27 protein-coding genes, 1 tRNA gene and 2 pseudogenes are annotated in these 23,582 nt (G+C 58.5%); 16 read left to right on the top strand and 14 right to left on the bottom strand.

Annotation, left to right across the window (positions count from 1 at the left end):
- Window positions 1–4 precede the first annotated feature (4 nt).
- The 8 genes and pseudogenes from fliM to MC269_RS07225 all read left to right on the top strand — a co-directional run.
- Window positions 5–1,012, top strand: coding sequence for a flagellar motor switch protein FliM (gene fliM, locus MC269_RS07260; RefSeq protein WP_081142455.1), 1,008 nt, complete (start codon window positions 5–7; stop codon window positions 1,010–1,012).
- Complete coding sequence (gene fliN / locus MC269_RS07255) at window positions 1,005–1,409, top strand: flagellar motor switch protein FliN (RefSeq protein ID WP_081142454.1); 405 nt, start codon at window positions 1,005–1,007, stop codon at window positions 1,407–1,409. The genes fliM and fliN overlap by 8 nt, the downstream gene beginning before the upstream one ends.
- A gap of 5 nt (window positions 1,410–1,414) precedes the next feature.
- On the top strand, window positions 1,415–1,810 hold the full coding sequence (gene fliO, locus MC269_RS07250) for a flagellar biosynthetic protein FliO (RefSeq protein WP_239955091.1): 396 nt from the start codon (window positions 1,415–1,417) through the stop codon (window positions 1,808–1,810).
- Entirely contained in the window at window positions 1,810–2,541 is a 732-nt protein-coding gene (fliP, locus tag MC269_RS07245) for a flagellar type III secretion system pore protein FliP (protein ID WP_239955090.1), read from the top strand. Before fliO ends, fliP begins: the two co-directional genes overlap by 1 nt.
- A gap of 25 nt (window positions 2,542–2,566) precedes the next feature.
- Entirely contained in the window at window positions 2,567–2,836 is a 270-nt protein-coding gene (gene fliQ, locus MC269_RS07240) for a flagellar biosynthesis protein FliQ (RefSeq protein ID WP_081142453.1), read from the top strand.
- Window positions 2,836–3,621, top strand: a complete 786-nt coding sequence (gene fliR / locus MC269_RS07235) for a flagellar biosynthetic protein FliR (protein ID WP_239955089.1) — start codon at window positions 2,836–2,838, stop codon at window positions 3,619–3,621. Before fliQ ends, fliR begins: the two co-directional genes overlap by 1 nt.
- Before the next feature lie 635 nt (window positions 3,622–4,256).
- Complete coding sequence (gene rcsA, locus MC269_RS07230) at window positions 4,257–4,892, top strand: transcriptional regulator RcsA (RefSeq protein ID WP_081142451.1); 636 nt, start codon at window positions 4,257–4,259, stop codon at window positions 4,890–4,892.
- Window positions 4,893–5,026: 134 nt separating this feature from the next.
- A pseudogene (locus tag MC269_RS07225) lies at window positions 5,027–6,457 on the top strand (methyl-accepting chemotaxis protein); the annotation flags it as partial.
- 37 nt (window positions 6,458–6,494) lie between these two features.
- Here the strand turns inward: MC269_RS07225 and MC269_RS18835 are convergent.
- The 3 genes from MC269_RS18835 to MC269_RS07215 form a co-directional block, all read right to left on the bottom strand.
- On the bottom strand, window positions 6,495–6,749 hold the full coding sequence (locus MC269_RS18835; RefSeq protein WP_371824377.1) for a DUF3035 domain-containing protein: 255 nt from the start codon (window positions 6,747–6,749) through the stop codon (window positions 6,495–6,497).
- Window positions 6,750–7,404: 655 nt separating this feature from the next.
- On the bottom strand, window positions 7,405–7,599 hold the full coding sequence (dsrB, locus tag MC269_RS07220; protein ID WP_239954661.1) for a protein DsrB: 195 nt from the start codon (window positions 7,597–7,599) through the stop codon (window positions 7,405–7,407).
- A gap of 54 nt (window positions 7,600–7,653) precedes the next feature.
- On the bottom strand, window positions 7,654–7,812 hold the full coding sequence (locus MC269_RS07215) for a YqaE/Pmp3 family membrane protein (protein ID WP_033749833.1): 159 nt from the start codon (window positions 7,810–7,812) through the stop codon (window positions 7,654–7,656).
- Between the two features lie 349 nt (window positions 7,813–8,161).
- On the opposite strand from MC269_RS07215, the gene MC269_RS07210 reads away from it, so the two are divergent.
- The 3 genes from MC269_RS07210 to MC269_RS07200 all read left to right on the top strand — a co-directional run bounded on the left by MC269_RS07210 (window position 8,162) and on the right by MC269_RS07200 (window position 10,776).
- Window positions 8,162–8,389, top strand: a complete 228-nt coding sequence (locus MC269_RS07210; protein WP_239954660.1) for a DUF2525 domain-containing protein — start codon at window positions 8,162–8,164, stop codon at window positions 8,387–8,389.
- A 344-nt stretch (window positions 8,390–8,733) separates the two neighbouring features.
- Window positions 8,734–9,522: a mannosyl-3-phosphoglycerate phosphatase-related protein gene (locus MC269_RS07205; RefSeq protein WP_239954659.1), complete on the top strand. Its 789-nt coding sequence runs from the start codon at window positions 8,734–8,736 to the stop codon at window positions 9,520–9,522.
- A gap of 33 nt (window positions 9,523–9,555) precedes the next feature.
- Entirely contained in the window at window positions 9,556–10,776 is a 1,221-nt protein-coding gene (locus tag MC269_RS07200) for a glycosyl transferase (protein ID WP_081140119.1), read from the top strand.
- On the opposite strand, the gene dgcQ is transcribed toward MC269_RS07200, so the two are convergent.
- The 6 genes from dgcQ to MC269_RS07175 all read right to left on the bottom strand — a co-directional run bounded on the left by dgcQ (window position 10,773) and on the right by MC269_RS07175 (window position 14,797).
- Complete coding sequence (dgcQ, locus tag MC269_RS07195; RefSeq protein ID WP_239954658.1) at window positions 10,773–12,377, bottom strand: cellulose biosynthesis regulator diguanylate cyclase DgcQ; 1,605 nt, start codon at window positions 12,375–12,377, stop codon at window positions 10,773–10,775. The genes MC269_RS07200 and dgcQ overlap by 4 nt on opposite strands.
- A 151-nt stretch (window positions 12,378–12,528) precedes the next feature.
- Window positions 12,529–12,708, bottom strand: coding sequence for a YodC family protein (locus MC269_RS07190; protein WP_081140115.1), 180 nt, complete (start codon window positions 12,706–12,708; stop codon window positions 12,529–12,531).
- 178 nt (window positions 12,709–12,886) lie between these two features.
- Window positions 12,887–13,018 (bottom strand): hypothetical protein, encoded by a 132-nt coding sequence (locus MC269_RS18770; RefSeq protein WP_256461758.1) that lies wholly within the window; start codon window positions 13,016–13,018, stop codon window positions 12,887–12,889.
- A 42-nt stretch (window positions 13,019–13,060) separates the two neighbouring features.
- Window positions 13,061–13,972: a DUF808 domain-containing protein gene (locus MC269_RS07185; protein WP_239954657.1), complete on the bottom strand. Its 912-nt coding sequence runs from the start codon at window positions 13,970–13,972 to the stop codon at window positions 13,061–13,063.
- Window positions 13,973–13,982: 10 nt separating this feature from the next.
- Entirely contained in the window at window positions 13,983–14,255 is a 273-nt protein-coding gene (locus MC269_RS07180; protein ID WP_239954656.1) for a hypothetical protein, read from the bottom strand.
- A gap of 65 nt (window positions 14,256–14,320) precedes the next feature.
- Window positions 14,321–14,797, bottom strand: coding sequence for a very short patch repair endonuclease (locus tag MC269_RS07175; RefSeq protein WP_081140111.1), 477 nt, complete (start codon window positions 14,795–14,797; stop codon window positions 14,321–14,323).
- Between the two features lie 152 nt (window positions 14,798–14,949).
- Here MC269_RS07175 and dcm point away from each other — a divergent pair, with 152 nt between their 5' ends.
- Window positions 14,950–16,344 carry a DNA (cytosine-5-)-methyltransferase gene (dcm, locus tag MC269_RS07170; RefSeq protein WP_239954655.1) on the top strand — a complete coding sequence of 465 codons (1,395 nt, stop codon included), beginning with the start codon at window positions 14,950–14,952 and terminating at the stop codon, window positions 16,342–16,344.
- 115 nt (window positions 16,345–16,459) lie between these two features.
- Window positions 16,460–18,051, top strand: a pseudogene (locus tag MC269_RS07165) (methyl-accepting chemotaxis protein).
- 40 nt (window positions 18,052–18,091) lie between these two features.
- Here the strand turns inward: MC269_RS07165 and MC269_RS07160 are convergent.
- Entirely contained in the window at window positions 18,092–18,343 is a 252-nt protein-coding gene (locus MC269_RS07160; protein WP_239954653.1) for an Arc family DNA-binding protein, read from the bottom strand.
- 78 nt (window positions 18,344–18,421) lie between these two features.
- Window positions 18,422–19,120, bottom strand: a complete 699-nt coding sequence (locus MC269_RS07155) for a phosphohydrolase (protein WP_239954651.1) — start codon at window positions 19,118–19,120, stop codon at window positions 18,422–18,424.
- Window positions 19,121–19,718: 598 nt separating this feature from the next.
- On the opposite strand from MC269_RS07155, the gene MC269_RS07150 reads away from it, so the two are divergent.
- The 3 genes from MC269_RS07150 to MC269_RS07140 all read left to right on the top strand — a co-directional run bounded on the left by MC269_RS07150 (window position 19,719) and on the right by MC269_RS07140 (window position 21,513).
- The gene (locus MC269_RS07150; protein WP_239954650.1) at window positions 19,719–20,396 is read left to right on the top strand and encodes a hypothetical protein; all 678 of its coding nucleotides are present in this window, start codon (window positions 19,719–19,721) and stop codon (window positions 20,394–20,396) included.
- Window positions 20,397–20,557: 161 nt separating this feature from the next.
- The gene (gene mtfA, locus MC269_RS07145) at window positions 20,558–21,334 is read left to right on the top strand and encodes a DgsA anti-repressor MtfA (RefSeq protein WP_239954649.1); all 777 of its coding nucleotides are present in this window, start codon (window positions 20,558–20,560) and stop codon (window positions 21,332–21,334) included.
- A gap of 103 nt (window positions 21,335–21,437) precedes the next feature.
- Window positions 21,438–21,513 (top strand) — tRNA-Asn (locus MC269_RS07140).
- A gap of 61 nt (window positions 21,514–21,574) precedes the next feature.
- Here MC269_RS07140 and MC269_RS07135 read toward each other — a convergent pair.
- The 3 genes from MC269_RS07135 to MC269_RS07125 all read right to left on the bottom strand — a co-directional run bounded on the left by MC269_RS07135 (window position 21,575) and on the right by MC269_RS07125 (window position 23,387).
- The gene (locus tag MC269_RS07135; protein WP_239954648.1) at window positions 21,575–22,066 is read right to left on the bottom strand and encodes a GNAT family N-acetyltransferase; all 492 of its coding nucleotides are present in this window, start codon (window positions 22,064–22,066) and stop codon (window positions 21,575–21,577) included.
- Window positions 22,063–22,356, bottom strand: a complete 294-nt coding sequence (locus tag MC269_RS07130) for a DUF1778 domain-containing protein (RefSeq protein ID WP_239954647.1) — start codon at window positions 22,354–22,356, stop codon at window positions 22,063–22,065. Before MC269_RS07130 ends, MC269_RS07135 begins: the two co-directional genes overlap by 4 nt.
- A gap of 173 nt (window positions 22,357–22,529) precedes the next feature.
- Window positions 22,530–23,387, bottom strand: a complete 858-nt coding sequence (locus MC269_RS07125; RefSeq protein ID WP_239954646.1) for a glucose 1-dehydrogenase — start codon at window positions 23,385–23,387, stop codon at window positions 22,530–22,532.
- Window positions 23,388–23,582: the final 195 nt, after the last annotated feature.

Here is a 23,582-nt window from a genome sequence, read left to right as displayed (position 1 = left end):
ATCAATGGGCGATAGCATTCTCTCCCAGGCTGAGATTGACGCGCTGCTCAACGGCGACAGTGACAGCGCGGTAGATGAAAAGAATCAAAGCGGGCCGGAAGGCGACATTCGTCCTTACGACCCGAATACCCAGCGTCGCGTGGTGCGCGAGCGCCTGCAGGCGCTGGAGATTATTAATGAGCGTTTCGCCCGACATTTTCGTATGGCGCTGTTTAACCTGCTGCGCCGCAGCCCGGATATCAGCGTCGGTGCGATCAAGATTCAGCCGTATCACGAGTTCGCCCGCAACCTGCCGGTGCCGACCAACCTGAACCTGATCCACCTGAAACCGCTGCGCGGAACGGCGCTGGTGGTCTTCTCGCCGAGCCTGGTGTTTATCGCCGTGGATAACCTGTTCGGCGGCGATGGACGCTTCCCGACCAAGGTAGAAGGCCGCGAGTTCACCCACACCGAGCAGCGCGTAATCCGCCGCATGCTGAAGCTGGCGCTGGAAGGCTACAGCGACGCGTGGAAGGCGATCTACCCGCTGGACGTGGAGTATGTCCGCTCCGAGATGCAGGTCAAGTTCACCAATATCACCACCTCGCCGAACGATATCGTGGTCAACACGCCGTTCCAGGTCGAGATTGGCAACCTGGTGGGCGAGTTCAACATCTGTATTCCGTTCTCGATGATCGAGCCGCTGCGCGAGCTGCTGGTTAACCCGCCGCTGGAGAACTCCCGTACGGAGGATAACCACTGGCGCGAAAACCTGGTGAAGCAGGTGCAGCATTCAGAGCTGGAGCTGATTGCCCACTTTGCCGAGACCTCGCTGCGTCTGTCGCGCATTTTGCAGCTCAAGCCTGGCGACGTGCTGCCGATCGAGAAGCCGGAGCGCATTATCGCGCACGTCGACGGCGTGCCGGTGCTTACCAGCCAGTACGGCACCATGAACGGCCAGTATGCCCTGCGTGTCGAGCATTTGATTAACCCGATTTTGAATTCGCTGAATGAGGAACAGCCCAATGAGTGACAGCAATAAACCGTCCGACGACATCTCTGCGGACGATCTGTGGGCTGAGGCGATGAACGAGCAGACCGCCACCAGCGCGGCGCCGAGCGACGACGTGTTCAAAACGTTCGAGAGCAGCGTGGCCGCCGGTTCACTGCAGGATATCGACCTGATTATGGATATCCCGGTCAAACTCACCGTCGAGCTGGGCCGCACCAAAATGACCATCAAAGAGCTGCTGCGTCTGACGCAGGGCTCGGTGGTGGCGCTCGACGGCCTGGCCGGCGAGCCGCTGGATATTCTGATCAACGGCTACCTGATCGCCCAGGGCGAAGTGGTGGTGGTCAATGATAAATATGGCGTGCGCATCACCGACATCATCACGCCGTCTGAACGTATGCGTCGTCTGAGCCGCTAAGCATGATGAACACCCAGTCCCACGCGCTGCAGCCCGCAGCGCCCGCCACGCCAGCTCTCTCTACCGGCTCTGTCGTAACGCAGGTCAGCAGCGTGCTGGCGGTGATTGTGCTGCTGATCCTCGCCTGCGCCTGGCTGGCGCGCCGTCTCGGCTTTGCGCCAAAAACGGTAAGCAACCAGGCGCTGAAGGTGAGCGCCAGCGTACAGGTCGGCCAGCGCGAGCGCGTGGTGATTGTGGATACCGCCGAGGCGCGCCTGGTGCTGGGCGTCACGGCGGCGCAGATCACCCATCTGCACACCCTGCCGCCGGTGGCGCCGGAGGAGCGCGCGCCCGCCGCCGCGCCGCAAGATTTCCGTCAGCTGTTACAAAACCTGGTTAAACGTCCCGGAAAACCCAAATGATGCGTCGACTGCTCCCCTTTCTGCCGCTGCTGCTGCTGGCGCCGGCCGCTCACGCCCAGCTGCCGGGCCTGGTGAGCCATGCGCTGCCCAACGGCGGGCAGAGCTGGTCGCTGCCGGTGCAGACGCTGGTGTTTATCACCTCGCTGACCTTTATTCCGGCGGTGCTGCTGATGATGACCAGCTTCACCCGCATCATTATCGTGTTCGGCCTGCTGCGCAACGCGCTGGGCACGCCGTCGGCGCCGCCGAATCAGGTGATGCTCGGCCTCGCGCTGTTTTTGACCTTCTTTATTATGGCGCCGACCTTCGACAAGATTTACGACGACGCCTATCTGCCGTTCAGCCAGGACAAAATCAGCATGGACGTGGCGCTGGAGAAAGGGGCGCAGCCGCTGCGCGATTTTATGCTGCGTCAGACGCGTGAAGCGGACCTGGCGCTGTTTGCCCGCCTGGCCAACACGCCGCCGATTGCGGGGCCGGAAGCGGTGCCGATGCGCATTCTGCTGCCCGCCTACGTCACCAGCGAACTGAAAACCGCCTTTCAGATTGGCTTTACCGTCTTTATCCCGTTTTTAATTATCGATCTGGTGGTCGCCAGCGTGCTGATGGCGCTGGGGATGATGATGGTGCCGCCGGCGACCATCTCGCTGCCCTTCAAGCTTATGCTGTTTGTTCTGGTGGATGGCTGGCAGTTGCTGGTCGGTTCGCTGGCGCAAAGCTTCTATTCCTGATTATTCCGATTCCCCGGAGAGAAAAATGACGCCAGAATCCGTGATGGTGATGGGCCAGGAGGCGATGCGCCTGGCGCTAATGCTTGCCGCGCCGCTGCTGCTGGCGGCGCTTGTGAGCGGCCTGATTATCAGCCTGCTGCAGGCCGCGACCCAGGTCAACGAACAGACGCTTTCCTTTATTCCGAAGGTGCTGGCCGTTGCCGCGACCGGCGTCATTGCCGGGCCGTGGATGCTGAATCTGGTGCTGGACTATATCCGCACCCTGTTCACCAACCTGCCTTATATGATCGGCTAATGGTCACGCTCGACAGCGGTCAGCTGGTTCACTGGGTCAGTCAGTTCTTCTGGCCGCTGGCGCGTATGCTGGCGCTGTTCGCCACCGCGCCGCTGCTGAGCGAGCGCACCATCAGCAACCGGGTGAAGATTGGCCTGGCGGCGCTGATTACCTGGCTAATGGTGCCGGTGCTGCCGCCGGTTGAAGTAACGCTGTTTTCGTCTGCTGGTTTCTGGCTGCTGCTGCAGCAGATGCTGATTGGCGTCGGACTCGGCTTTACCATGCAGCTGGCCTTTGCCGCGGTGCGCCTGTCGGGCGAGGTGATCGGTTTGCAGATGGGGCTGTCGTTCGCCACCTTTTTCGACCCAGGCAGTCGTTTAAATATGCCGGTGCTGGCGCGTTTTCTCGATATGCTGGCGATGCTGCTGTTTCTGACCTTCAACGGGCACCTGTGGTTGATCTCGTTGCTGGCGGACAGTTTTCATACGCTGCCGATTGGCGGAGGGCTGTTAAACGCCAATGCCTTTAACGCGTTGGTCAAAGCGGGCGGGTTAATTTTCCTTAATGGCATGATGTTAGCGTTACCCTTAATCGTTTTGCTGCTTCTGATAAACCTGGTACTGGGTTTGTTAAACCGTGTTACACCTCAGCTCTCTATTTTTGCGGTTGGCTTTCCAATTACCTTAACAGTGGGAATTTTGACCATGGGGTTGATGATGCCGCTGGTCGCGCCCTTCTGTGAGCATCTGTTCAGTGAAGTCTTTGATTTGCTCGCCCAGTTTCTACTGGAACTGTCTCACCCCTGATCATTAAGTATCTCACTATCTTTCTAAAGTAATACTTAAGCCACTTAAAACATTCTGTGCATTTTTCAAACCAGTTTTCTCAGAAATCAACTAAGGAAATTCTGATAAGTGAGAACTGACTCTGAAAATTATTCTTATTAAACCGCGCTTCAAGTATTTTATTTCACAGATTCCCGCCATCGCTAAGAGCGCGGAATCGTTGACAAAAAAGGCAACAGGTTGTTTTCGAACAAAAAAAATCCTTTAACGATTTTTCTTGTCAGGACTCTCTTTTTCCGGCATTGTCAACACTCGCTAAAACGTCACACTTTCGCGAATCAAATGTTTTTAAGAATCGTCCTATCAGCATTGAGGGTGTTATGCGCGATAGTGACGAGGCTCTCAAAACAGGGTGTTATACACGCTTATTGCAAACCGCCAGCGATTCCCGCTATCACTGGAGGGATAAGTGACGTCAAGGCAGCACAAAAATAACTTTGCAGAAACGGGTCAGGGAAGAGTACTTTTGGCAGGCGTATGGCCTGTCGCCAGACTGCTGAGCAGAATAAAAAAGTGTCTTAGAAATCTCTCTCGTACCGCAACGCGTAATTCATCGTTGATTTAAACGGATAACAAATTGGTGAGGGTCGCTAAACATGCCAACGATTATTATGGATTCATGCAACTACACACGCCTGGGATTATCGGACTATATGTCCTGTAAGGGAGTCAAAAAGAAAAACATCTTTTCTGTCTCCGACATTGATCAATTACAGCAGCGCTGCGAACAGTTAAAACCTGGCGTAGTGTTTATTAACGAAGAATGTTTCATTCATGAATCGGATTCCAGCGACCGCATCCGAAACATTATTATGCAGCATCCGGAAACGCTCTTTTTCATCTTTATGGCGATTTCCAATATCCATTTTGAGGAATACCTCTACGTTCGTAAGAACCTGATTATTACGTCAAAATCGATAAAAACGACGACGCTGGACTCATTACTTAGCACCTATTTGCAGAAAAAACTCAACGCCTCTCCGCGTATTTCTTCTGGCCTGGACGTTCATCCGCTGACATTAAGCCAGACGGAGTCGAATATGCTGAAAATGTGGATGTCTGGTCACGACACCATTCAGATTTCAGACAAGATGCAAATTAAAGCTAAAACAGTTTCGTCACATAAAGGTAATATTAAGCGCAAAATTAAAACCCACAATAAACAGGTTATCTACCATGTGGTGCGTTTAACCGACAATGTGACCTCTGGCATCTATGTCAATGTAAGATAATCACTTCCCGAAAGAACCGGCCCTCTGGCCGGTTTTTTTTCGCCGTTTTTGCGAGCGAGATCGCACTCCCTGCCCTAACCCTTTTTCTCTCTTTGCCGATGTTAGCCTCATAACCCCGACATGAGATCAAGGATATGAACACACCACTGGATTCTTCTACACAGTTCAAGGCCGGACTGTGGCGCAACCTGCGCCTGGTTCCTCTCTTCAGTATGATCTTCGGCGGCATTATGCTGCTGTTCGCCCTCTGTATCGCTCTTGCCAGCTACTTCCTGATTCAGAGCAACCAGTCGTTGCGAGATGCCACCGACGAGATCCAGGTGCGTATGGGCATCTCCAACAGTTCCAACCATCTGCGCACCGCGCGCCTCACGATTATTCAGGCGGGCGCCGCCGCACGCATCGGTGAGATGGATGAGTTCAAAGCCAGCGTCGCCGCCACCGAGAAACGCATTCAGCAGGCGCAGGACGGCTTCAAAATTTATATGGCGCGTAAGGTGAAAACCCCCGAGGATATCGCCCTCGACGCACCCTTGACAGCGCGCTTTAACGACTATGTCGAAAAAGGGCTGAAGCCGATGATCAACGCCGGCAAACAGGGCAGCTTCGAGGGGATTATCGCGCAGGAGACCGACGTCACGCGCAAACTCGACAACGCCTATAACGAAGTGCTGCTGCAGGCGATCAAGCTGCGCACGCAGCGCGCCGACGCCATTAACGCCAGAGCGGAGCATCAGTCGCGCATCGGCTTTATCGCCATGGCCGCCGCCTTCGCCGCTGCGCTGGCGCTAACGCTGCTGACCTTCGTGTTCCTGCGTCGTGTGGTGATCAGCCCGCTGCATCAGTCGGTGGCGCGCATTGAACGCATCGCGCAGGGCGACCTCACTGCCCCACCGGAGCCGCACGGCCGCAGCGAGATTGGCGCTCTGCTGCATAATCTGCAGCTGATGCAGGATTCGCTGGTGAAAACCGTCGGCACGGTGCGTGAAGGCGCCGTCGCCATCTATCAAGGCTCTGGCGAAATTTCTGCCGGCAACACCGATCTCTCTTCCCGCACCGAGCAGCAGGCCGCCGCGCTGGAGCAGACCGCCGCCAGCATGGAGCAGCTCACCGCCACGGTGAAGCAGAACGCCGAGAACGCCCATCACGCCAGCCAGCTGGCGGCGGACGCCTCCGGCAAAGCGCGCAGCGGCGGCGATCTGGTTAACGGCGTGGTGAACACCATGACCAATATCTCCGGCAGTTCGAAGAAGATCGCTGAGATCACCAACGTCATCAACAGCATCGCCTTCCAGACCAATATTCTGGCGCTTAACGCCGCGGTAGAAGCGGCACGCGCCGGCGAACAGGGTCGCGGCTTTGCGGTGGTGGCCAGCGAGGTGCGCAGTCTGGCGCAGCGCAGCGCCCAGGCGGCGAAAGAGATCGAGTCGCTGATTGCGGAGTCGGTTAACCTGATCAAAGAGGGTTCTCATCAGGTAGGAGAAGCGGGCGAAACTATGGGCGAGATCGTCGAGGCGGTGCGCCGCGTCACCGATATCATGGCGGAGATCGCCGCCGCGTCGGATGAGCAGAGCCGCGGCATCCAGCAGGTGAGCCAGGCGGTCACCGAAATGGACAATGTGACCCAGCAGAACGCCTCGCTGGTGGAAGAAGCCTCCGCGGCGGCGGCCTCGCTGGAAGATCAGGCGGGTAAACTGACGCAGGCGGTGGCCGCTTTCCGCCTGCACAACACGCCGGCGCGCCCTGCAGCGCCTTCCGCGCCCGCGCCTGCGCTGAAATCGCCGCTGGCGACGCCGCGCCCGGCGCTGGCTGCGGCAGGCAGCGATAACTGGGAAACCTTCTGAGTCTTGACTGCATAAAAAAGAGTCTTAACGGCTAATGCTTGTCAGTTAAGTACAGGGTGATAACGCAGTCTGGAGCCGCTCAGGGATGGGCGGTCCTCGCGCCGCTGACGCGGTCCCTTCACGTCATTCGTCTGCCTGACGGACCGGTGGGGATGGAACCTCCCTGTTCCAGCCCCACCTTTCGCCCGCTTCCCTGCGGGCTCTCCTGGCAGCCTCATTCTGTTCAGCGCTGCGAAATGCCCGTCCCTGAGCGGCCCCAGCCTGCTGGCCAGCTTCCGTGTGCGCTGTTAAAACAGGACGGCAGCGTTTTTACGGCTACAAAGGGCACTCTGCCTGAGGCCACTGCGCCTCCTCTGCTGTAAAGGGCTATTCGCAGCGCTGAGGCGGAAACGTTGTGCCCGGAGCCGGTCGCAGGGATGCGACCGGCAGGTCGGGTAGGCCTGGATGGCCGTACCCGAACGGTCCGGCTGGCACGACGTTGCAGCCGAAGGCACCGCGCAGCGGCGCGAGGACGGCCCGGCAGCAGAGGAGGTGTAGTGGCCCGCACCAGCAGGCTCACACGCGTACAAGAAAAGGCCGCTATTGTAAGAAAATAGCGGCCTTACCTGAACATGACCCTAACTAACAAGCATTAAGCCTTAGCGGCTCCTGTTATTTTTGTACAGCGATCAGGTCTCTTGATAGGGCTCGACAAACACCCCTTCCGGATGGTCGCCCTCATTGAAAAACCAGATGCCCAGCGGATAATCCTCCAGCGCCACCAGATACATGACCCCTTCATTAAACGGCTCGACGGCGAGGATGGTGCCGAGGCGGCGCGGGCCGCCATCGGTCTTTACGGTGACGCGGTCATTGACCTTCATGCGCGTTGCTCCTGATGATTTTCCTGCGCATCAGTGTAAACGAAGAGGCAGGACTCAGCGACGCGCAATCACCCATACCGCATGAATGATGCCGGGGATATAGCCGCACAACGTCAGCAAGATATTGAGCCAGAAGGCGCCGCCAAAGCCCACCTGCATAAAAACGCCCAGCGGCGGCAGAATAATCGCGATAATAATGCGTAATAAATCCATGGTCTCTCCTTGTCGCGTTATGATTCAACTCCGTGACTAACTATAGACGATGACGCTGATTACCAAGGAAAAAACAGGTAAATTTAGGTAAGCGGGAAATTTTTCGCTTTCTTAACGTTTCGCAACAAGACTTCTGACAGGGCAACCTTTTACACTTTCCTCACTGCGCCAACCCCAAAGGGGCAGTCAACCTAAAAGTAACAAGGATTTTGCCCGCGCAGCGCGGGCTTTTTTTTGCCCGCTATTCCGCCCTCGCCCCGCGCCAGCCGCCGTCTATACTTAATCGATCCGTCGCTATGCCGGGTCACAGCAAGCCTGTAGATCCTTTTCACCCAAAAGGAGAGCGATAATGGCGCCTACACATCACACCGGCCCCGACCCGCAGCCTCACGATAAACCCGACGTCGACGCGCTGCTGGAAACCCTGCCGCGCAGCGCAGCGCAGCCCCCTTTGCCGCAGGCGGAGGGCGACCGCCCTCACCGGCCAGGCGGCAGAGCCTGGGGCAGCAGTATCGAACTGGCGGACGAGTATGAACTGGATATCCGCGACTGCAGCTGCAACGAAATGAATCGCTGAGCGCACGGCAAAAAAATACCCGGCAGGGAGCGCCGGGTAAATAAACAGCCTATTCGTTACGTCAGGAAATTCTTGACACCTTTGCAGAGTACGCCTGAACGCCATTAAGACAAGTCCTGGAGATGCACAAGCCTGCGACTTTTTCTGCTAAACGAACCGACCGGCAAGCGGAACAGCCCTGAATTAGCCGCGTTGCCTCTGCACTCTTTGTGCATCCCGCCTCGCTTCGCACCAGTGTTTTAAGAATTATCCTGGAAGTGCCGCGCGGCAGGTGAAAAGCAGGCGTAAAACCGCTCTGACTATAATACTGAAAATCCGCCAGTTAATGTCGCAAGGAGCCCGCTATGCCCAGTTTGCAACAGCCGCTGTTAATCGTCACCGACCTGGATGGTTCCCTGCTCGATCATCATACCTACCGCTGGGACGCCGCCGCCGACTGGCTGGCCGAGCTTCAGCGCCATCAGGTGCCGGTCGTGCTCTGCTCCAGCAAAACCGCTGCGGAAATCGCGCCGCTGCAAAAGCGTCTCGGCCTGGCGGGCCTGCCTTTTATCGCGGAAAACGGCGCGCTGGTGCAGATGTCGGCCGAGCGTCAGGTGCGCATTCCGCCGCACAGCCCTGACTATGACAGCCTCTGCCAGCAGCTCAAGGCGTTACAGGCAACGTTCAGATTCAAGGGTTTTCATGACTTTAGCGATCCGGAAGTGGCAGCGATGACCGGCCTGACGGAAAGCGACTCGGCGCTGGCGCGGCAGCGTCAGGCGTCGGAGGTGATTGTCTGGCGCGACGACGAAGAGAAGCTCGACGCCTTTCGCGCCGCGCTGCAGCAGCATCAGCTGCAGCTCACCCAGGGCGGCCGCTTCTGGCACGTAATGCCAGCAGGCAGCGGCAAAGGCGAGGCGCTGCGCTGGCTGCTGACCCAGTATGACAGCGCGCCGGCGACCCTCGGCCTCGGCGACGGCCCTAACGACGCACCGATGCTCGATGCGGTTGACTACGCGGTGGTGATCAAAGGCTACAGCAAAACGCCCGTCTCGCTGAGCCGGCAGGATACGCAACGGATCTACGCTACGGCGCACTACGGCCCGGCGGGCTGGAAAGAGGGTCTCGACTACTTTCTCACCCAGCCCGATTAAGCCGCACCCACTGTTTATCAAAAGGAAAGCGCGATGAGCGATTTTTATCAGAATGGCGTGATTACCAATTTCCATAATCTGACCGACCGCAGCGTCGAGTCGCTGGAAAAAGAGATGGTGCGCTTCGCGCGCAAACGCAAAATGGGGCTGATCCTGCCGTCGCTTTTCTCTGAACTGGAAGGCCCGGCGTTGAGCCATATCGTTGATGAGCTGGCCAAAGTGCCCTATCTCGACGAGATTGTGATCGGTCTCGATCGCGCCGACCGCGATCAGTTTCTCTACGCGCGCGAATTTTTCTCGCGTCTGCCGCAGCGCCACCGCATTTTATGGAACGACGGCCCGCGCCTGAAGGCCATCGACGCCGAGCTGGATAAAGAGGGGCTCTCCCCTTCCCAGCCGGGCAAGGGACGCAACGTCTGGTTCTGCACCGGCTTTACCCTGGCCTCGGATCGCACCCAGTGCGTGGCGCTGCACGATTGCGATATCGTCACCTACGAACGCGGCATGCTGGCGCGCCTGCTCTATCCGCTGGCCAACCCTGCCTTTCAGTATGAGTTCTGCAAAGGGTTCTACGCCCGCGTCGCCGACGGCAAGCTGAACGGCCGCGTCGGTCGGCTGCTGGTGGGGCCGCTGCTGCGTTCGCTGCAAAAGGTCTACGGCCACTCCGAGTATCTCGACTACCTCGCCAGCTTCCGCTATCCGCTGTCGGGCGAGTTCGCCATGCGCACCCATGTGCTTAATGGCATTAAGATCCCCGGCGACTGGGGGCTGGAAATCGGCGTGCTGTCGGAGATCTACCGCAACTACACCACGCGCCAGACCTGTCAGGTGGAGATTGCCCACAACTATGACCACAAGCATCAGCCGCTGGCGGAAGATGATGGCACCGGCGGGCTGAAGCGTATGAGCAGCGATATTGTGCAATCGCTGCTGCGCAAGCTGGCGACCATGGGCGTGCCGCTCACCAGCGACTCCTTTCGCGTGCTGAAGGCGACCTACTACCGCAACGCGCTCGATATGATGGAGATCTACAATCACGAGGCGGCGATGAACGGCCTGAAGTTCGATCAGCACATCGAAGAGGCGGCGGTCGAAATGTTCACCCAGTCGATTCTGGAAGCGGGCCAGGCGTTTATCGAACGCCCGAACGACAAGCCGTTTATTCCCAGCTGGAGCCGCGTGCAGTCCGCCTTTCCCGACATCCTGCAGCGCATCTACCAGGCGGTGGAAGAGGATAACGACGGCAAGGTCTAATCCTCGGCCACCACGCGGTTGCGGCCCTGACGCTTCGCCAGATAGAGGCGACGGTCCGCTTCCGCCTGCAGCCGCTGCGGCTGGTAGTCATTCTCCGCTTCGCTGCTGGCGACGCCCGCCGAGATAGTGACGCGGAAACCGCGGCTGGCGCTGGCCAGAATGGTTTTCTCCGCCAGCCGCTGACGCATACGTTCCGCCACCTTCACCGCATCCGCCAGACTGGTCTCCGGCAATACCACGCAAAACTCCTCGCCGCCGACGCGGCCAGCCAGATCGTTTTTACGCAGCGCCTGCGTTATCGTCGCGGCGACGCGCATCAGCGCCCGATCGCCCGCCTGATGCCCCCAGGTGTCGTTGACCGACTTAAAGTGGTCGATATCAAGCTGGATCACCGCCAGCGGCACCTTGAGCTGCGCGCAGCGCGTCGCCTCCGCCTCAAAGCGCTCAAAAAAGGTGCTGCGGTTAAGCAGGCGCGTCAGGCCGTCGTAGCTGGCGCGCCACTCCAGCCGCGCAGAGAGCTGGCTCAGCCGCCGCACCAGCCGCACAATCACCTGATGCGCCAGCAGCAGCAGCAGCACGAACAGCAGCCACATGGTGAGCATAAACAGCATCGCGCGCCCTAAATCCTGCCGTAGCCCCTGCGTCAGGGTTTGCTGATTCACCAGGTAGCCGTCAACGTTTCTCAGCTTGATCCAGCTGATAAACTGCCGCTCCAGACGTAGCGCGCCATATGGCTGGTGTGTCATCTGCGCATAAAGCTGCTGACGGGCAGCACGGCTCAGCGTCTTGCCGTCCGGGACGTCGAGCGACGCCACCGGCTGCAGGGTTTTATCCAGCAGCAGCACGCTGCCCTGTAGCGCGCTGTGGCGCAGGGTGTTCAGCAGCCCGGCGATGCGCTGTTGGGTAAAGTCCATCGACAGCGTGCCGTACCAGTAGCCGTCATCGATCACCGGCATACTGGCGGTTAGCATCGGCCCTTCCTGCTCCGCCCCCTGATAGACGCCGGACCAGCGCGGCTGAAGGCCAGCCTGCGCGGCGCCCGTGCGGAACCAGGGCCGCGACACCATAGTGGCGTAGCTGGCGGCGAGCGCGGCTAAATCGTGCGGCGGACGCGAGCTGATGTAGAAACCCGCGCGCGAGGTGTACCAGAAGCGGGAGTGGAAATCGTTCGCCGCGTCGCTGAACTGCAGAATAAAGCTGAACTCCAGCGCGGCGCGCAGCTCGCCGTCCAGCCGCTGCGGATCGCGCTGCAGCAGCGCATCCTGAGTCAGCCAGCCGTCGCCGACGCCGTTGATCGGCATGCTGCGCGGCATATCAAGCCGCAGCTGCCAGGCGGGCTGCGCGCGCAGATGTTGAAATCTCGCCAGCGCGCGGCGGCCGTGATCGGCGTCCAGCGGATGCGCCAGCGCGTAGCTGAACATGCGGCGATAAAAGATGATGCCGTCAATGCTCTCCTGAAACTGGCTTTCCAGCCCGTTTTGCAGATCGACCAGCGCGGCGCGCTGCCGGGCCTCATCGTTCGCTTTCAGGGTGTAGAGTTCGCGCCAGGTCAGAAACAGAGAGAAAAGAAAGACCGCTAAAAATAAGAGGTGAACGCGCATTACAGGACGTAACGTCCGCACAGAGAGCGGCAAAACAGCCATCAGCAACCATGCTCCGAATAACAGGGATCTGGCGAGTATAGCAGGCGTGGAGAGGGAAAAACTGCGGGAGGTCACGGGGGATGGAGATCGCATCCCCGTTAAAAGCGCGCTAGCTGGCGAGCGGCGACTCCGCTGCTGCGTGGCTCAGCTCATCCTGATGAAAGGCTTCGCGGCGCACGGCATAGCCGTCATACCAGCGGCATTCCACCATGCCGCTGGCAAAGCCGGTGACGACCATAGCAGGCCCGCCCTCTTTATGCTGCACTTCATCGCTAATGGTAAACATGATGTTGCGTCCTCCAGGTGACCGTTAACAGAACCTCTCTATCTATAGCAGCCATCCGGACATCCTGCCCGTTAAGGTACGCAAAAAAATCGTAAATTCAGAATAAAGCAGTAAGAAATGTTGAAAATAAAAAAAGCGGATAAAAATTATTATCCGCTTTTAGTGTTCATAAGGCCTGAAATCAGATTTTGCAGCCTTCGCAGTCTGCGTCGTCGCCTAAATCAGCAGGCACTTCGTTGACCTTTTCCGCCGCTTTGGCTTCCGCCTGCTCCAGCTGCGCATCAATATCAAATTCAAACATATCGTCGTTCATAGCGTCTCCTCTCCTGACTTCACTTCATGATGCAAGTGCGCTTTATACCGATTTACCGCGCAGTTTAGCAATCAGATTCACCACCAACAGCACGATCGACCCAACGATAAAACCGAGCACCAGATTGGCGCCGTTGCTGAGCAAACTCGCTACCAGCCCGCTCATATCGCCGGTGAGGGTTTCAATCAGGTGATGCAGCGGCGTCAGGCCGTGCACGATAATGCCGCCGCCTACCAGAAACATCGCCAGCGTGCCGACGACGGTGAGAATTTTCATCAGCCAGGGCGCAAAGCCGAGCAGGAAACCGCCGACGGCCTGAGCGACAGAGGACGATTTCTTTGTCAGCCAGTCGCCGAGATCGTCGATCTTGACGATAGCGGCGACAATACCGTAAACGCCGATGGTCACCAGAATGGCGATGCCCGCCAGAATCAGCACCTGATTCAGCAGCGGCGCGTCGGAGACAATGCCGAGCGTGATGGCGACGATTTCCGCGGAGAGGATAAAGTCGGTGCGCACCGCGCCCTTGACCTTGTCTTTCTCAAACGCGCGCGGGTCCTGCTGCGCCAGCTTATCGAGCCGCTGCTGGCGCGCCTCCGGGCTTTTTTCCTGCTTGTCGTGCTGCAAACTGTGCAGCACTTTCTCTACCCCTTCGTAGCAGAGGTAGGCGCCGCCGATCATCAGCAGCGGCGTGATCAGCCAGGGGGCGAAGGCAGAGATCAGCAGCGCCAGCGGCACCAGGATCAGCTTGTTGAGAAACGAGCCTTTCGCCACGCCCCATACCACCGGCAGTTCGCGGTTGGCTTTGACGCCGGTAACCTGCTGCGCGTTTAGCGACAGGTCATCGCCCAGCACGCCAGCGGTTTTTTTCGCCGCCACTTTCCCCATGACGGAAATATCGTCCAGAAGCGTTGCAATATCATCTAATAAAGTCAGTAAGCTGGATCCTGCCAAAATCTCTTCCTTATTCCGGTTCGTTATGTTGACAACAGGGACAGCGCTCCAGCGCTGCGGCGCTAATATCCGCGACGCCGTCGCAGTCCCACTCTACGCGGACAGCGCCGGTCAGCTCGCCTGCGTGCAGGTATTTGCTGACCGGGCTCTCCGTCATGCCGGTAATCTCCTCCGTCGCGATCAGCGTATCGCCGATAAACACGCGTGCGGTGGCGTGCGCATTGACCATGCGCTCGTCGCGCAGCTGATAAAGGCGTTTGACCGTCAGTTTAATACTGCTCATACAGAACTCCTGATCGCGGGGGAAGGCGAAATCTAACCCGGCCACGCCTGCAAGGCAAGGCGGCCTCAGCGCGGACGATAGTGCTGGATGCCGTTGTGATCGATCTCCGCACTGCTCTCCATCGCCAGCAGCCACTCCTCCAGCCGCTCCTGCAAATCGCCATCGCTGAGCCGCAGTTTATTGCGCAGCGCGCACTCCCAGATAATCAGCACTTTCCAGCCGCTCTCCTGCAGCTGGCGCACATAGCGATTATCCCGCTCGACGTTGCTGTTGATTTTGCCTACCCAGAATTCGGTGCGCGTCGCCGGCACCTTAAACAGATAGCAGTGATGGTGATGCCAGAAACAGCCGTGCACAAAGATAATCGCCTGCTGCTCCAGCAGCACGAAATCGGGTCGCCCCGGCAAATTTTTATCCTGAACACGATAGGCGAAACCGCGATCTTTCAGCAGCTGCGCCACCCGAAGTTCGATGGCGGTGTCCTGCTGGCGTATTGCGCGCATATTTTTGCTGCGCGTCGTGCTGGAGTGTACATCGGCCATGGCGTCTCCTTTTTGCCTACGTCTATCAACTTTAGCCTGCCTCGATAAAAGCGACAGCCTGCGGCGCGGTTAAGCTCTCTGCCCGAGCGGCACTAATTTCTTCGCGGCCTCAGGAGTGTTAGCATAGTCCGTTCACTGTTAAGGAAAAACGCATGCTTGTCGATGACGCCACCGCTCTGCCGGAACCCGCTTCTCCCCTGCTCTCTGCCGATAGCGACGCCGCTGACCTGATGCGCCAGGTGCTGGCGATTTACGCCGCGCGCGACGTCGCGGCGCGACTGCATCAGGCGGGTTTTCGCGACTGGACGCCGCAGCAGCTGACGCGTCTGCGGCAAAATAAAAGCGTGCTGCCGCCGCTGAGCGAAGGCGAATATGCGCTGTTGCGCAGCCTGCTGCCCGCGCGTCCCGCCCATTACGACCAGCCGCTGTTCCGCTTTATCGATCTTTTCGCCGGCATCGGCGGCATCCGACGCGGGTTCGACGCCATCGGTGGCAAATGCGTCTTTACCAGCGAGTGGAACAAAGAGGCGGTGCGCACCTATAAAGCAAATCACTACAGCGATCCGCAGGAGCACCGCTTTAATACCGACATCCGCCTGATCACCCAGCCCGACGGGCTGCGCGACGAGGCGGCGATCTACCGCCATATCGACGCGGCGATCCCCGATCATCAGGTGCTGCTGGCCGGCTTTCCCTGCCAGCCTTTTTCGCTGGCGGGCGTCAGCAAAAAGAATGCGCTGGGCCGCGCCCACGGCTTTGAGTGCGAGGCGCAGGGCACGCTGTTTTTCGATGTGGCGCGTATTATTGCCGCGAAAAAGCCGCCGATCTTCGTGCTGGAGAATGTCAAAAATCTCAAGAGTCACGATAAAGGGCGCACCTTTGCCGTCATCATGGCGACGCTGGATGAGCTGGGCTACGACGTGGCGGACGCCGAGGCGGATTCGCCGGACGCCAAAATCATCGACGCGCGCCATTTTTTGCCGCAGCATCGTGAGCGCATCGTGCTGGTGGGCATCCGTCGCGACTACCCCTTCAGCAAAACCCTGTCGCTGCGTCAGATCCAGCAGCACTATCCGCCTGCGGTGCCGAGCCTGCAAAGCCTGCTGGAGCCAGCGCCGGAGGAGAAATATATTCTTTCCGAGCAGCTGTGGCGCTATCTCTACGACTACGCCCGCAAACACAAGGCGAAAGGCAACGGCTTCGGCTTCGGGCTGAACGATCCGCGTAACGCAGACGTCTGCGTGCGCACGCTGTCGGCGCGCTATTACAAAGATGGCTCGGAGATCCTGATCGACCGCGGCTGGGACAAAGCGCTGGGCGAAGCGGACTTCGGCAATCCCGCCAACATGGCGCGCCGGCCGCGCCGCCTGTCGCCGCGCGAGTGCGCGCGCCTGATGGGGTTTGAGGCGCCGGGCGAACAGCGCTTCCGCATTCCGGTTTCCGATACCCAGGCCTACAAACAGTTTGGCAATTCGGTGGTGGTGCCGGTGTTCGCCGCCGTGGCGCAGCTGCTGCTGCCCGCAATCCGCCAGTTAAACAGGCCGTAACAGAGCCAGAGTTTAGCTTAGTAAAGCGCATTGTGCTGTTTTTCTGCCCGTGCGCCCGCTGTCACAACGCTGTCACGCAACCGATGAATACTCGCTTTTATTTTCAGGTTGCGCTATGTCCTCTCTCACGCTGTTCTCTCGCCGCTTGCGTCTGCGCAGGCCGGGCTTGCCCGGCTGGCTCAGCAGTTTACGCGGCAACTTCACGCTGTTCGTCACGCTCTTTTTCCTGCTGCAGGCGCTGGGCGTCGCGCTGTTCACCGCGCAGGTCAACCATACGCAAAGCGCGCTGGCGCAGGCCGCCGTGCTGCGGGAAAAGCTGGCCCTGCTTGATAAAGCGCGGATCGAACTTCTGACCGCCAGCGACAACAGTCACCGCGCCGGCATCTATCTGATGCAGGATCAGCAGAGCGGCTCGGTCGACAGCTGGAAAAGCCTCGCCGAGAGCGCCGACGCGTCGCTCACTCAGGCTAAAGCCCTTTTCACGCGCTATGGCGCACAGCAGGAGAGCGCGCTGGCTCAGGGCTTTGTCTGCTGACGCAGGGGCTGGAAGAGCAGCTGAAAGGGCTGCAGGCTAACCAGATCGACGCCTTTTTTAGGGTGCCGATGCAGGCCTATCAGCAGCAGTTCAACGACGCCTGGTTTGCCGAGATCGACGCGGCAAACCAACAGCTCAGCGTGGTTAACCGCAGCACGCTGGCGAGCATGACGCACAGCCGCAACGGGTCGCTGCTGGTGAGCGCGCTGCTGTTCGCGCTGCTGCTGGTGGGCGGCGTGCTGCTGGCGCGCGGCGTGATTGCGCCGCTGCGTCACGCCAGCCGTCAGCTTCAACAGATTGCCACCGGCGATCTGCTGTCGCCTCCGGCGGCCGGGCGGCTGCAGGCGCGCGAAACGCGGCAGCTGTTCAGCGCGCTGGCGGAGATGCGCCAGGGTCTGCGGCATATTGTGCATGAAATCAACACCATTGCCGCCAGCGTGGCGGCGGGCGCAGGCGAGATGCAGCGGCATAATGCGCGCGTCAGCGCGCAGCATCAGGCGCAGAACGCCAGTTTTACCCATCTGTCGCAGCGGCTGCGTCGCGTGGCGGAAGAGGTCGAAACAGGCGCTCAGGTGTCGCAGCAGGCGACGCGGCAGGCGCACGACGCCGACACGCTGATGCAGCAGTGCGCGTCGCGCGTCGACGAGATGGAGACGCAGATGCGCCAGATTGTCGCCGCTTCGGGGGATATCGCCGGCATCGTGGAGATGCTGGAGAGTTTATCGCTGCAGACCCGCCTGCTGGCGCTGAACGCGGCGATCGAATCGGCGCACGCCGGGGTGTACGGCCGCAGCTTCTCGGTGGTGGCAAAAGAGATCGGCATGCTCTCCAGCCAGAGCAGCGGTTCGACACAGCGTATCGACGGGTTGATCCAGCATACGCAGCAGCATGTGGCGCAGGGTTTCAATAAAGTCAAAATGCTGGAGACGCTGTTCCAGACCATCAGCGGTGCGGTCACCGCTATCGCCGGGCAGCTTCAGGCGCTGCAGCACAACGCCACGGCGCAGAGCGCGCGCGTCAGCCATATCGCCGCTGAGATCCATAAGCTGGATGAAACCCTTCAGGCCAGCGCCAGCCTCAGCGCGCAGCAGCAGCGCGCCGCCGATGCGCTGGAGCAGCAGGCGGCGCGGCTGGCGCAAAGCGTGCAGCAGTTTCGCATCGGGCAGGCGTAAACGGCGCCAATAAAAAAACCCGTCTTGCGACGGGTTCTCTTTATTTTTTCTTTTTGCCCTGCTTCTTCAACAGGGCGCGGAGCTGTTTAACCTCATCCGCCGAAAACGCGTTTGACGCGCTTTCCGCCGTATCCTGATTATCGACCGCCGCGGCGGTAGGCGGCAACAGGCTCTCCTGCAGACGCTGAACAATCTCCTGACTCATTGAGATCTCATTCTCCAGCGCCAGCTGTTTAATCTGCTCCTTCAGCGCCGGATCAATCTTAATCGTCAAATTTACCGTATCAGTCATTCCGTTACTCCCTTCGTTATGTCTCCACAACGTAGCGGAAGCAACCTGTTTTTAACAGACTGTCATAAAAATTTAATATTACGCCCGTAGCGGGGTGAAATCGCGCAGCACCGACTCGTCGAAGCTGGTGAGGTTGCCCTGCAGTTCGGCGCAGAGTTTCGCCATATAGTGCACCAGAAAATCGGCGTTATGCTGCGCCAGCGCCCTGCCCGTCTCGGTTTGCATCGTCTCCGGCAGTCGCAGCAGCTTCTTCTGGAAGTGATCCAGCGTCCAGTTGACGTCATTAAGCTCGCGCATTTTGCCGAGCGGATCCTCATTGTCGAACAGCGGACGATTCAGCGCGCCGGCGGTGTAAAAGACGCGCGCAAGGCCGATAGCGCCCAGCGACTCAAGCCGGTCAGCGTCCTGCACGATTTTCGCCTCCAGCGTTTCCGGCGCGATGGCCGCGCTGAAGCTGTGCGCCTTAACGGCATGGGCGACAGCCGGGATCAGCGCGGCGGGGAAATCGGGGAAATCCTCGGTTAAAATGCGTGTGGTCTCTTCCGCCGCATAGGTCGAGGCGAGATGGCGCTCGGGATGGTTTTTCGCCAGGTTGACCACATCATGAAAGTAGCAGGCGGTCAGGATCACCAGCGGGCTGACGTCGCTGCCCGCCATAATGCGCTGCGCGCTCATCCAGACGCGGCGCAAATGGGCGATATCGTGCGCCTTGTCATCATGAACCCAGTTAATCTGAAACCAGCTTTCGAAGCGCGTTTGCCAGAGTGAGAGCGTCATGGCTTATCTCCCTGTTAAAGTTTGGCTATGGCGCGGTGACCGGTCGCCGTGGGACGTCATCTTAACGAGTAGCCGATGACAAATTTTTGACACAGGGTGGTGTCACTGCGCTGTGAGGCAAACCGGCGATCAAAAAAATGAGACCGGGATCGAGTTATAGCGCTAATTGTCGCAATATCCCAGCTATTAACAAAATTTCAGCATTTCTCCATATAATTTATCTTAAGGGAAACTTATTAATGATCCGCGCTAACACACGCCAGCGCCTTCTGCTTCGTCAACAATGCCGCCCAGGCGTTTAGCCGTCTGAATGGCATATTTCTGCTTTGTGAAGGTGAAAGATTCTGAAAAGGTTTCTAAAATGGCGGATATAACGTACTGTATCCGGGCTATACCAGGTAAGGGACCACTTAGCAAACCCGGTCTGGTGCGTTTTTTGCATTTTCGTTTTTTCCTAAAGGCAAATCGCCGTGTTGCCGTTATTGTAAGGCGACAAATTGTTAAGCAGACTGATGGGAAATCATCGCATCTGCACTTAAACGCAAGGCGGCAGATTGATACGCGTCAACCGGGTTCTATATTTATTCAGAGGTAATCAATGAAAGAACGGCCGATTCTTTTTTCCGAACAGCGGGTTCGCGCCCTGTTGGTTGGCCAGCAAACTCAGACCCGGCGCATCATGAAAACGCAGGCTTTCGGCCCAGGTCAGGATCACCATGAAGGCGTGCACGCCTTTGACGTTAACGCTAATCATCTGCATGGCTATAAGCTGATGTCGATGGCGGATATCAGCCAGCACTGCCCTTACGGTAAGCCAGGCGATATTTTATGGGTACGCGAAACCTGGCGCGGGCCGATCGTGCCGGAAGCCGATCTGGCGGAATATGAGCGCGATCCGCAGCCGTTCCGCCTGCCGGCCTTCTGCCAGTATCGCGCCGACAACAACGAGCTGGGGCACCATAGCCAGGGCAGCCCGGAAGCCGATCAGTTCGGCTGGCAGACTGCGATTCACATGCCACGCTGGGCCAGCCGCATCAACCTGCAGATCACCGCTGTGCGCGCAGAAAAGATCCAGGATATCAGCGAAGATGACATCATGGCGGAAGGGGTGCAGACCGACTCGCACTTCCTGAATAATTTCTTCACCATGAACATGAACGCGGAGTCGCCGAAAGAGGCCTACCGCAAAGCCTGGCAAAAGCAGTACGGCGCCACCAGCTGGGAGGTGAATCCCTGGGTCTGGGTGATTGAATTCGAGCGCATCGAGCGCGATTAGCTGCGCTTTGCGGGCTGAATCACAGACAAATTGCAGGCTAAACGGTTGAATAGACAGCTTTCACCCCTGCAGCCAGAGTAGAGTGCCAGCGACCGTTACGGATGCTGGCATTTTTTCTGGCAGATCAGGATAGCGCGGATAAGGTGTCAGCGAGGTTAGCGATGTTCAAATGGCCATGGAAAAACGATAACCGCATGCTCCTTGCCGATCTGCCCTGGCGGCAGGCGCTGGCGCAGCCGGTGTTTAGCTGGCTGGACGAAGAGGAACAGCAGGCGCTGGTTGCCATGGCGCAGCGCTTTCTTCAGCAAAAAAAGCTGGTGCCGCTACAGGAGGTGGAGCTGGATGCCTTGCGCAGCGCGCGCATCGCCCTGCTGTTTTGCCTGCCGGTGCTGAAGCTGGGGCTGGAGTGGCTCGACGGTTTTCATGACGTGCTGATCTATCCGGAGCCGTTTGAGGTGGCCGACAGCTGGGAAGATGAACAGGGACTGGTGCATCACGCCGCTGCGGTGCATGCCGGACAGAGCTGGACCCAGGGTCCGATTGTGCTTAACTGGCTCGATCTTCAGGATGCATTCGATCTCTCTGGCTATAACCTGGTGATCCATGAAGTGGCGCACAAGCTGGACGCGCGCGGTCGGGGCTATACCAGCGGCATTCCCGTGATGGCGCTGCGCGACGTGGCGCAGTGGGAAAAAGATCTGCGCGCCGCAATGGATGAGATTGAAAACGAGGTGGAGCTGGTGGGCGAACAGGCCGCGACTATCGATCCCTACGCCGCCAGCGATCCGGCAGAGTGCTTCGCCGTGCTCTCTGAATACTTTTTTACCGCGCCGGACCTGCTGTATCAGCGCTTTCCGGCGATGTATCACCACCTGCGTCAGTTTTATCGCCAGCATCCGCTGCCGCGCGTTGAGGGCTTTTTCACCCACAGCGCTTAATTCGCGATCGCTTTGCTGCAAAGCTAGCCAGTTGAATGCTAATGTGTTTTTTGCTGTTGACACCCCGGCGCGCTGCCCTTAATATGCGCTCCATCGAAACGATTCCTCTGTAGTTCAGTCGGTAGAACGGCGGACTGTTAATCCGTATGTCACTGGTTCGAGTCCAGTCAGAGGAGCCATATTTAAGAAGCCCGCTCAGGGAAACCCGAGCGGGCTTTTTGTTTGCTTCACACGTCAGCGTCAGAGCAGCGTCTGCATAACGTCTCCCAGCGTCACCATCAACACCATAGGATCGATCGGCGAAGGTTCAAATCCGATCCGCAGATAAAAACGCCGCGCCTCATCAGAGAGGGCATGAACCAGCATGCCGCGAATACCGATAGTGTCTGATGCCTGAATGACTCTCAACCCTGCATCGCGCACCAGCGCCCTTGCCACTCCCTGACCCTGAATCCTTTTATCCACGGCCAGTCGTCCCAATACCACCACAGGGATCGGATCGGGCATATTACGGCGAAAACGCCCTGGGGCGACGCTTGTCACCACTGCGCTGGATGCCAGAGAATAGTACGCCAGCACGTTAGCGCCATCGCAGCAAACAAATGTTCGGGATGCGCCGGTCAGCTGATTTTTCATGGCCCGCTGTTTTAGCCAGTTGTCCATCGACTCCACACCGCAACAAAAGAGAGAAAGCCCATGGTCGGCATGCAGCGGCTCAGGGGCAGATATCACTTTTTGGCGTCCCAGGGCGCGGGGGTTTGCATGGTGCGACGCAGTTCAGCGTTGGGCGCGGGAGGCTGGTCCAGGCGGGTGATAAACGCCTGCCAGCCGTCGGGATCGACCAGCATCACGCGCTGCTCAATTAAGGCGTCTTCAGCGGCGGCCCGAGCCGCATCGAGAACGAAATCGGTACGGTTTTTTCCTTTCGCCTTTGCTGCGCGATCGATAAGGTCTCGTTCCGCAGGCCTGATGCGTAAATTGAGCGTCTCGCGTTTCACTGAAAAGCTGTCTGGCGCTGGCATAATTTTATCCTCCGGGTGGCGATGTGGATAATAAGTATACCGCTCGTGTAACGCAGATGTCATTACGCATCAGGGTTACGTCAGGACGTAAAGCAGCGCGCTTTAACCATCGGCAGGCGCAATAGCGCGGCTAAACCGCGCTCAGCCGCCTCGTTTTTCTCTCTTACGCCAGTTTAAATCACCGCCACGCCACCCGTCACCGCAACGGTGGCGCCGGAAATGTAGCTCGATTCGTCGCTGGCCAGCATCACATAGGTCGGCGCCAGCTCAGCGGGCTGGCCCATACGCGCCAGCGGCACTTCGCTGCCGAAGCTTTCCACCTGCTCAGGCGGCATGGTCGCCGGGATCAGCGGCGTCCAGATGGGCCCTGGCGCCACGGCGTTGGCGCGAATGCCTTTCTCCGCCAGCAGTGCCGCGAGGCCGCCGGAAAAGTTAACGATCGCCGCCTTGGTGGCGGAGTAGGCCAGCAGTTTCGGCTTGGGCTGGTCAGCGTTGATCGACGCGGTATTGATAATGGAACCGCCGGCAGGCATATGCGGCACCGCCGCCTTGCAGATATAGAACATGGCGTAGAGGTTGGTCTTCATGGTGCGATCGAATTCGTCATCGTCGATCTCCTCCAGCGCGGTGCGCGTCATCTGGAAGGCGGCGTTATTTACCACGATGTCGATTTTGCCGAAGCGCTCAGCGGTCTGCGCCACGATGCTGCGGCAATGCGCCGCCTCGGTGATGTCGCCGGCGATCAGCAGCGCCTGCTGGCCCGCCTCTTCCACCCGTTTCGCGGTATCTTTTGCGTCTTCATGCTCATCCAGGTAGGAGATGACTACGTCCGCGCCTTCCCGGGCGTAGGCGATAGCCACGGCGCGGCCGATACCGGAGTCGCCGCCGGTGATAATAGCGGTTTTGCCTTTCAGACGGCCGGATCCCTGATAGCTGGTTTCACCATGATCGGGCTCAGGATCCATTTTCAGGAAGCTGCCGGGCCATTCCTGCTGCTGCGCCTCGCGTGGGTTTTGTGGACGGTCTGTCATAGGTTCTCCCCTTTTTGTGACTCTTTCACTCTCGTCTGTGGAGCTGAATCGCTATCAGCCTTGAGCCCTAAGTGTAGCAGCCATCACCGATCCGCAAGCGCGAGAGCTAAGCGTAACGGCTTGAAGCAACAACAATTTTGCTGCAAAAAAGCCCGCACAGAGGGGGCTGAGCGGGCTTTCAGGCACAGCAAGCGC

Origin of the sequence: Pantoea sp. Z09 (genome assembly GCF_022394795.1) — a bacterium.
In the GTDB taxonomy this organism is placed as follows: Bacteria; Pseudomonadota; Gammaproteobacteria; order Enterobacterales; family Enterobacteriaceae; genus Pantoea; species Pantoea latae.
This window is presented reverse-complemented; position numbering and strand designations above follow the sequence as displayed.

Bases quoted from the DNA above. Each gene is read 5' to 3' on its own strand.
- fliM (WP_081142455.1), top strand. From the start codon at position 5: ATGGGCGATAGCATTCTCTCCCAGGCTGAGATTGACGCGCTGCTCAAC.
- fliN (WP_081142454.1), top strand. From the start codon at position 1,005: ATGAGTGACAGCAATAAACCGTCCGACGACATCTCTGCGGACGATCTG.
- fliO (WP_239955091.1), top strand. From the start codon at position 1,415: ATGAACACCCAGTCCCACGCGCTGCAGCCCGCAGCGCCCGCCACGCCA.
- fliP (WP_239955090.1), top strand. From the start codon at position 1,810: ATGCGTCGACTGCTCCCCTTTCTGCCGCTGCTGCTGCTGGCGCCGGCC.
- fliQ (WP_081142453.1), top strand. From the start codon at position 2,567: ATGACGCCAGAATCCGTGATGGTGATGGGCCAGGAGGCGATGCGCCTG.
- fliR (WP_239955089.1), top strand. From the start codon at position 2,836: ATGGTCACGCTCGACAGCGGTCAGCTGGTTCACTGGGTCAGTCAGTTC.
- rcsA (WP_081142451.1), top strand. From the start codon at position 4,257: ATGCCAACGATTATTATGGATTCATGCAACTACACACGCCTGGGATTA.
- MC269_RS18835 (WP_371824377.1), bottom strand. From the start codon at position 6,749: ATGCAGTCAAGACTCAGAAGGTTTCCCAGTTATCGCTGCCTGCCGCAG.
- dsrB (WP_239954661.1), bottom strand. From the start codon at position 7,599: ATGAAGGTCAATGACCGCGTCACCGTAAAGACCGATGGCGGCCCGCGC.
- MC269_RS07215 (WP_033749833.1), bottom strand. From the start codon at position 7,812: ATGGATTTATTACGCATTATTATCGCGATTATTCTGCCGCCGCTGGGC.
- MC269_RS07210 (WP_239954660.1), top strand. From the start codon at position 8,162: ATGGCGCCTACACATCACACCGGCCCCGACCCGCAGCCTCACGATAAA.
- MC269_RS07205 (WP_239954659.1), top strand. From the start codon at position 8,734: ATGCCCAGTTTGCAACAGCCGCTGTTAATCGTCACCGACCTGGATGGT.
- MC269_RS07200 (WP_081140119.1), top strand. From the start codon at position 9,556: ATGAGCGATTTTTATCAGAATGGCGTGATTACCAATTTCCATAATCTG.
- dgcQ (WP_239954658.1), bottom strand. From the start codon at position 12,377: ATGCGCGTTCACCTCTTATTTTTAGCGGTCTTTCTTTTCTCTCTGTTT.
- MC269_RS18770 (WP_256461758.1), bottom strand. From the start codon at position 13,018: ATGAACGACGATATGTTTGAATTTGATATTGATGCGCAGCTGGAGCAG.
- MC269_RS07180 (WP_239954656.1), bottom strand. From the start codon at position 14,255: ATGAGCAGTATTAAACTGACGGTCAAACGCCTTTATCAGCTGCGCGAC.
- MC269_RS07175 (WP_081140111.1), bottom strand. From the start codon at position 14,797: ATGGCCGATGTACACTCCAGCACGACGCGCAGCAAAAATATGCGCGCA.
- dcm (WP_239954655.1), top strand. From the start codon at position 14,950: ATGCTTGTCGATGACGCCACCGCTCTGCCGGAACCCGCTTCTCCCCTG.
- MC269_RS07160 (WP_239954653.1), bottom strand. From the start codon at position 18,343: ATGACTGATACGGTAAATTTGACGATTAAGATTGATCCGGCGCTGAAG.
- MC269_RS07155 (WP_239954651.1), bottom strand. From the start codon at position 19,120: ATGACGCTCTCACTCTGGCAAACGCGCTTCGAAAGCTGGTTTCAGATT.
- MC269_RS07150 (WP_239954650.1), top strand. From the start codon at position 19,719: ATGAAAGAACGGCCGATTCTTTTTTCCGAACAGCGGGTTCGCGCCCTG.
- mtfA (WP_239954649.1), top strand. From the start codon at position 20,558: ATGTTCAAATGGCCATGGAAAAACGATAACCGCATGCTCCTTGCCGAT.
- MC269_RS07130 (WP_239954647.1), bottom strand. From the start codon at position 22,356: ATGCCAGCGCCAGACAGCTTTTCAGTGAAACGCGAGACGCTCAATTTA.
- MC269_RS07125 (WP_239954646.1), bottom strand. From the start codon at position 23,387: ATGACAGACCGTCCACAAAACCCACGCGAGGCGCAGCAGCAGGAATGG.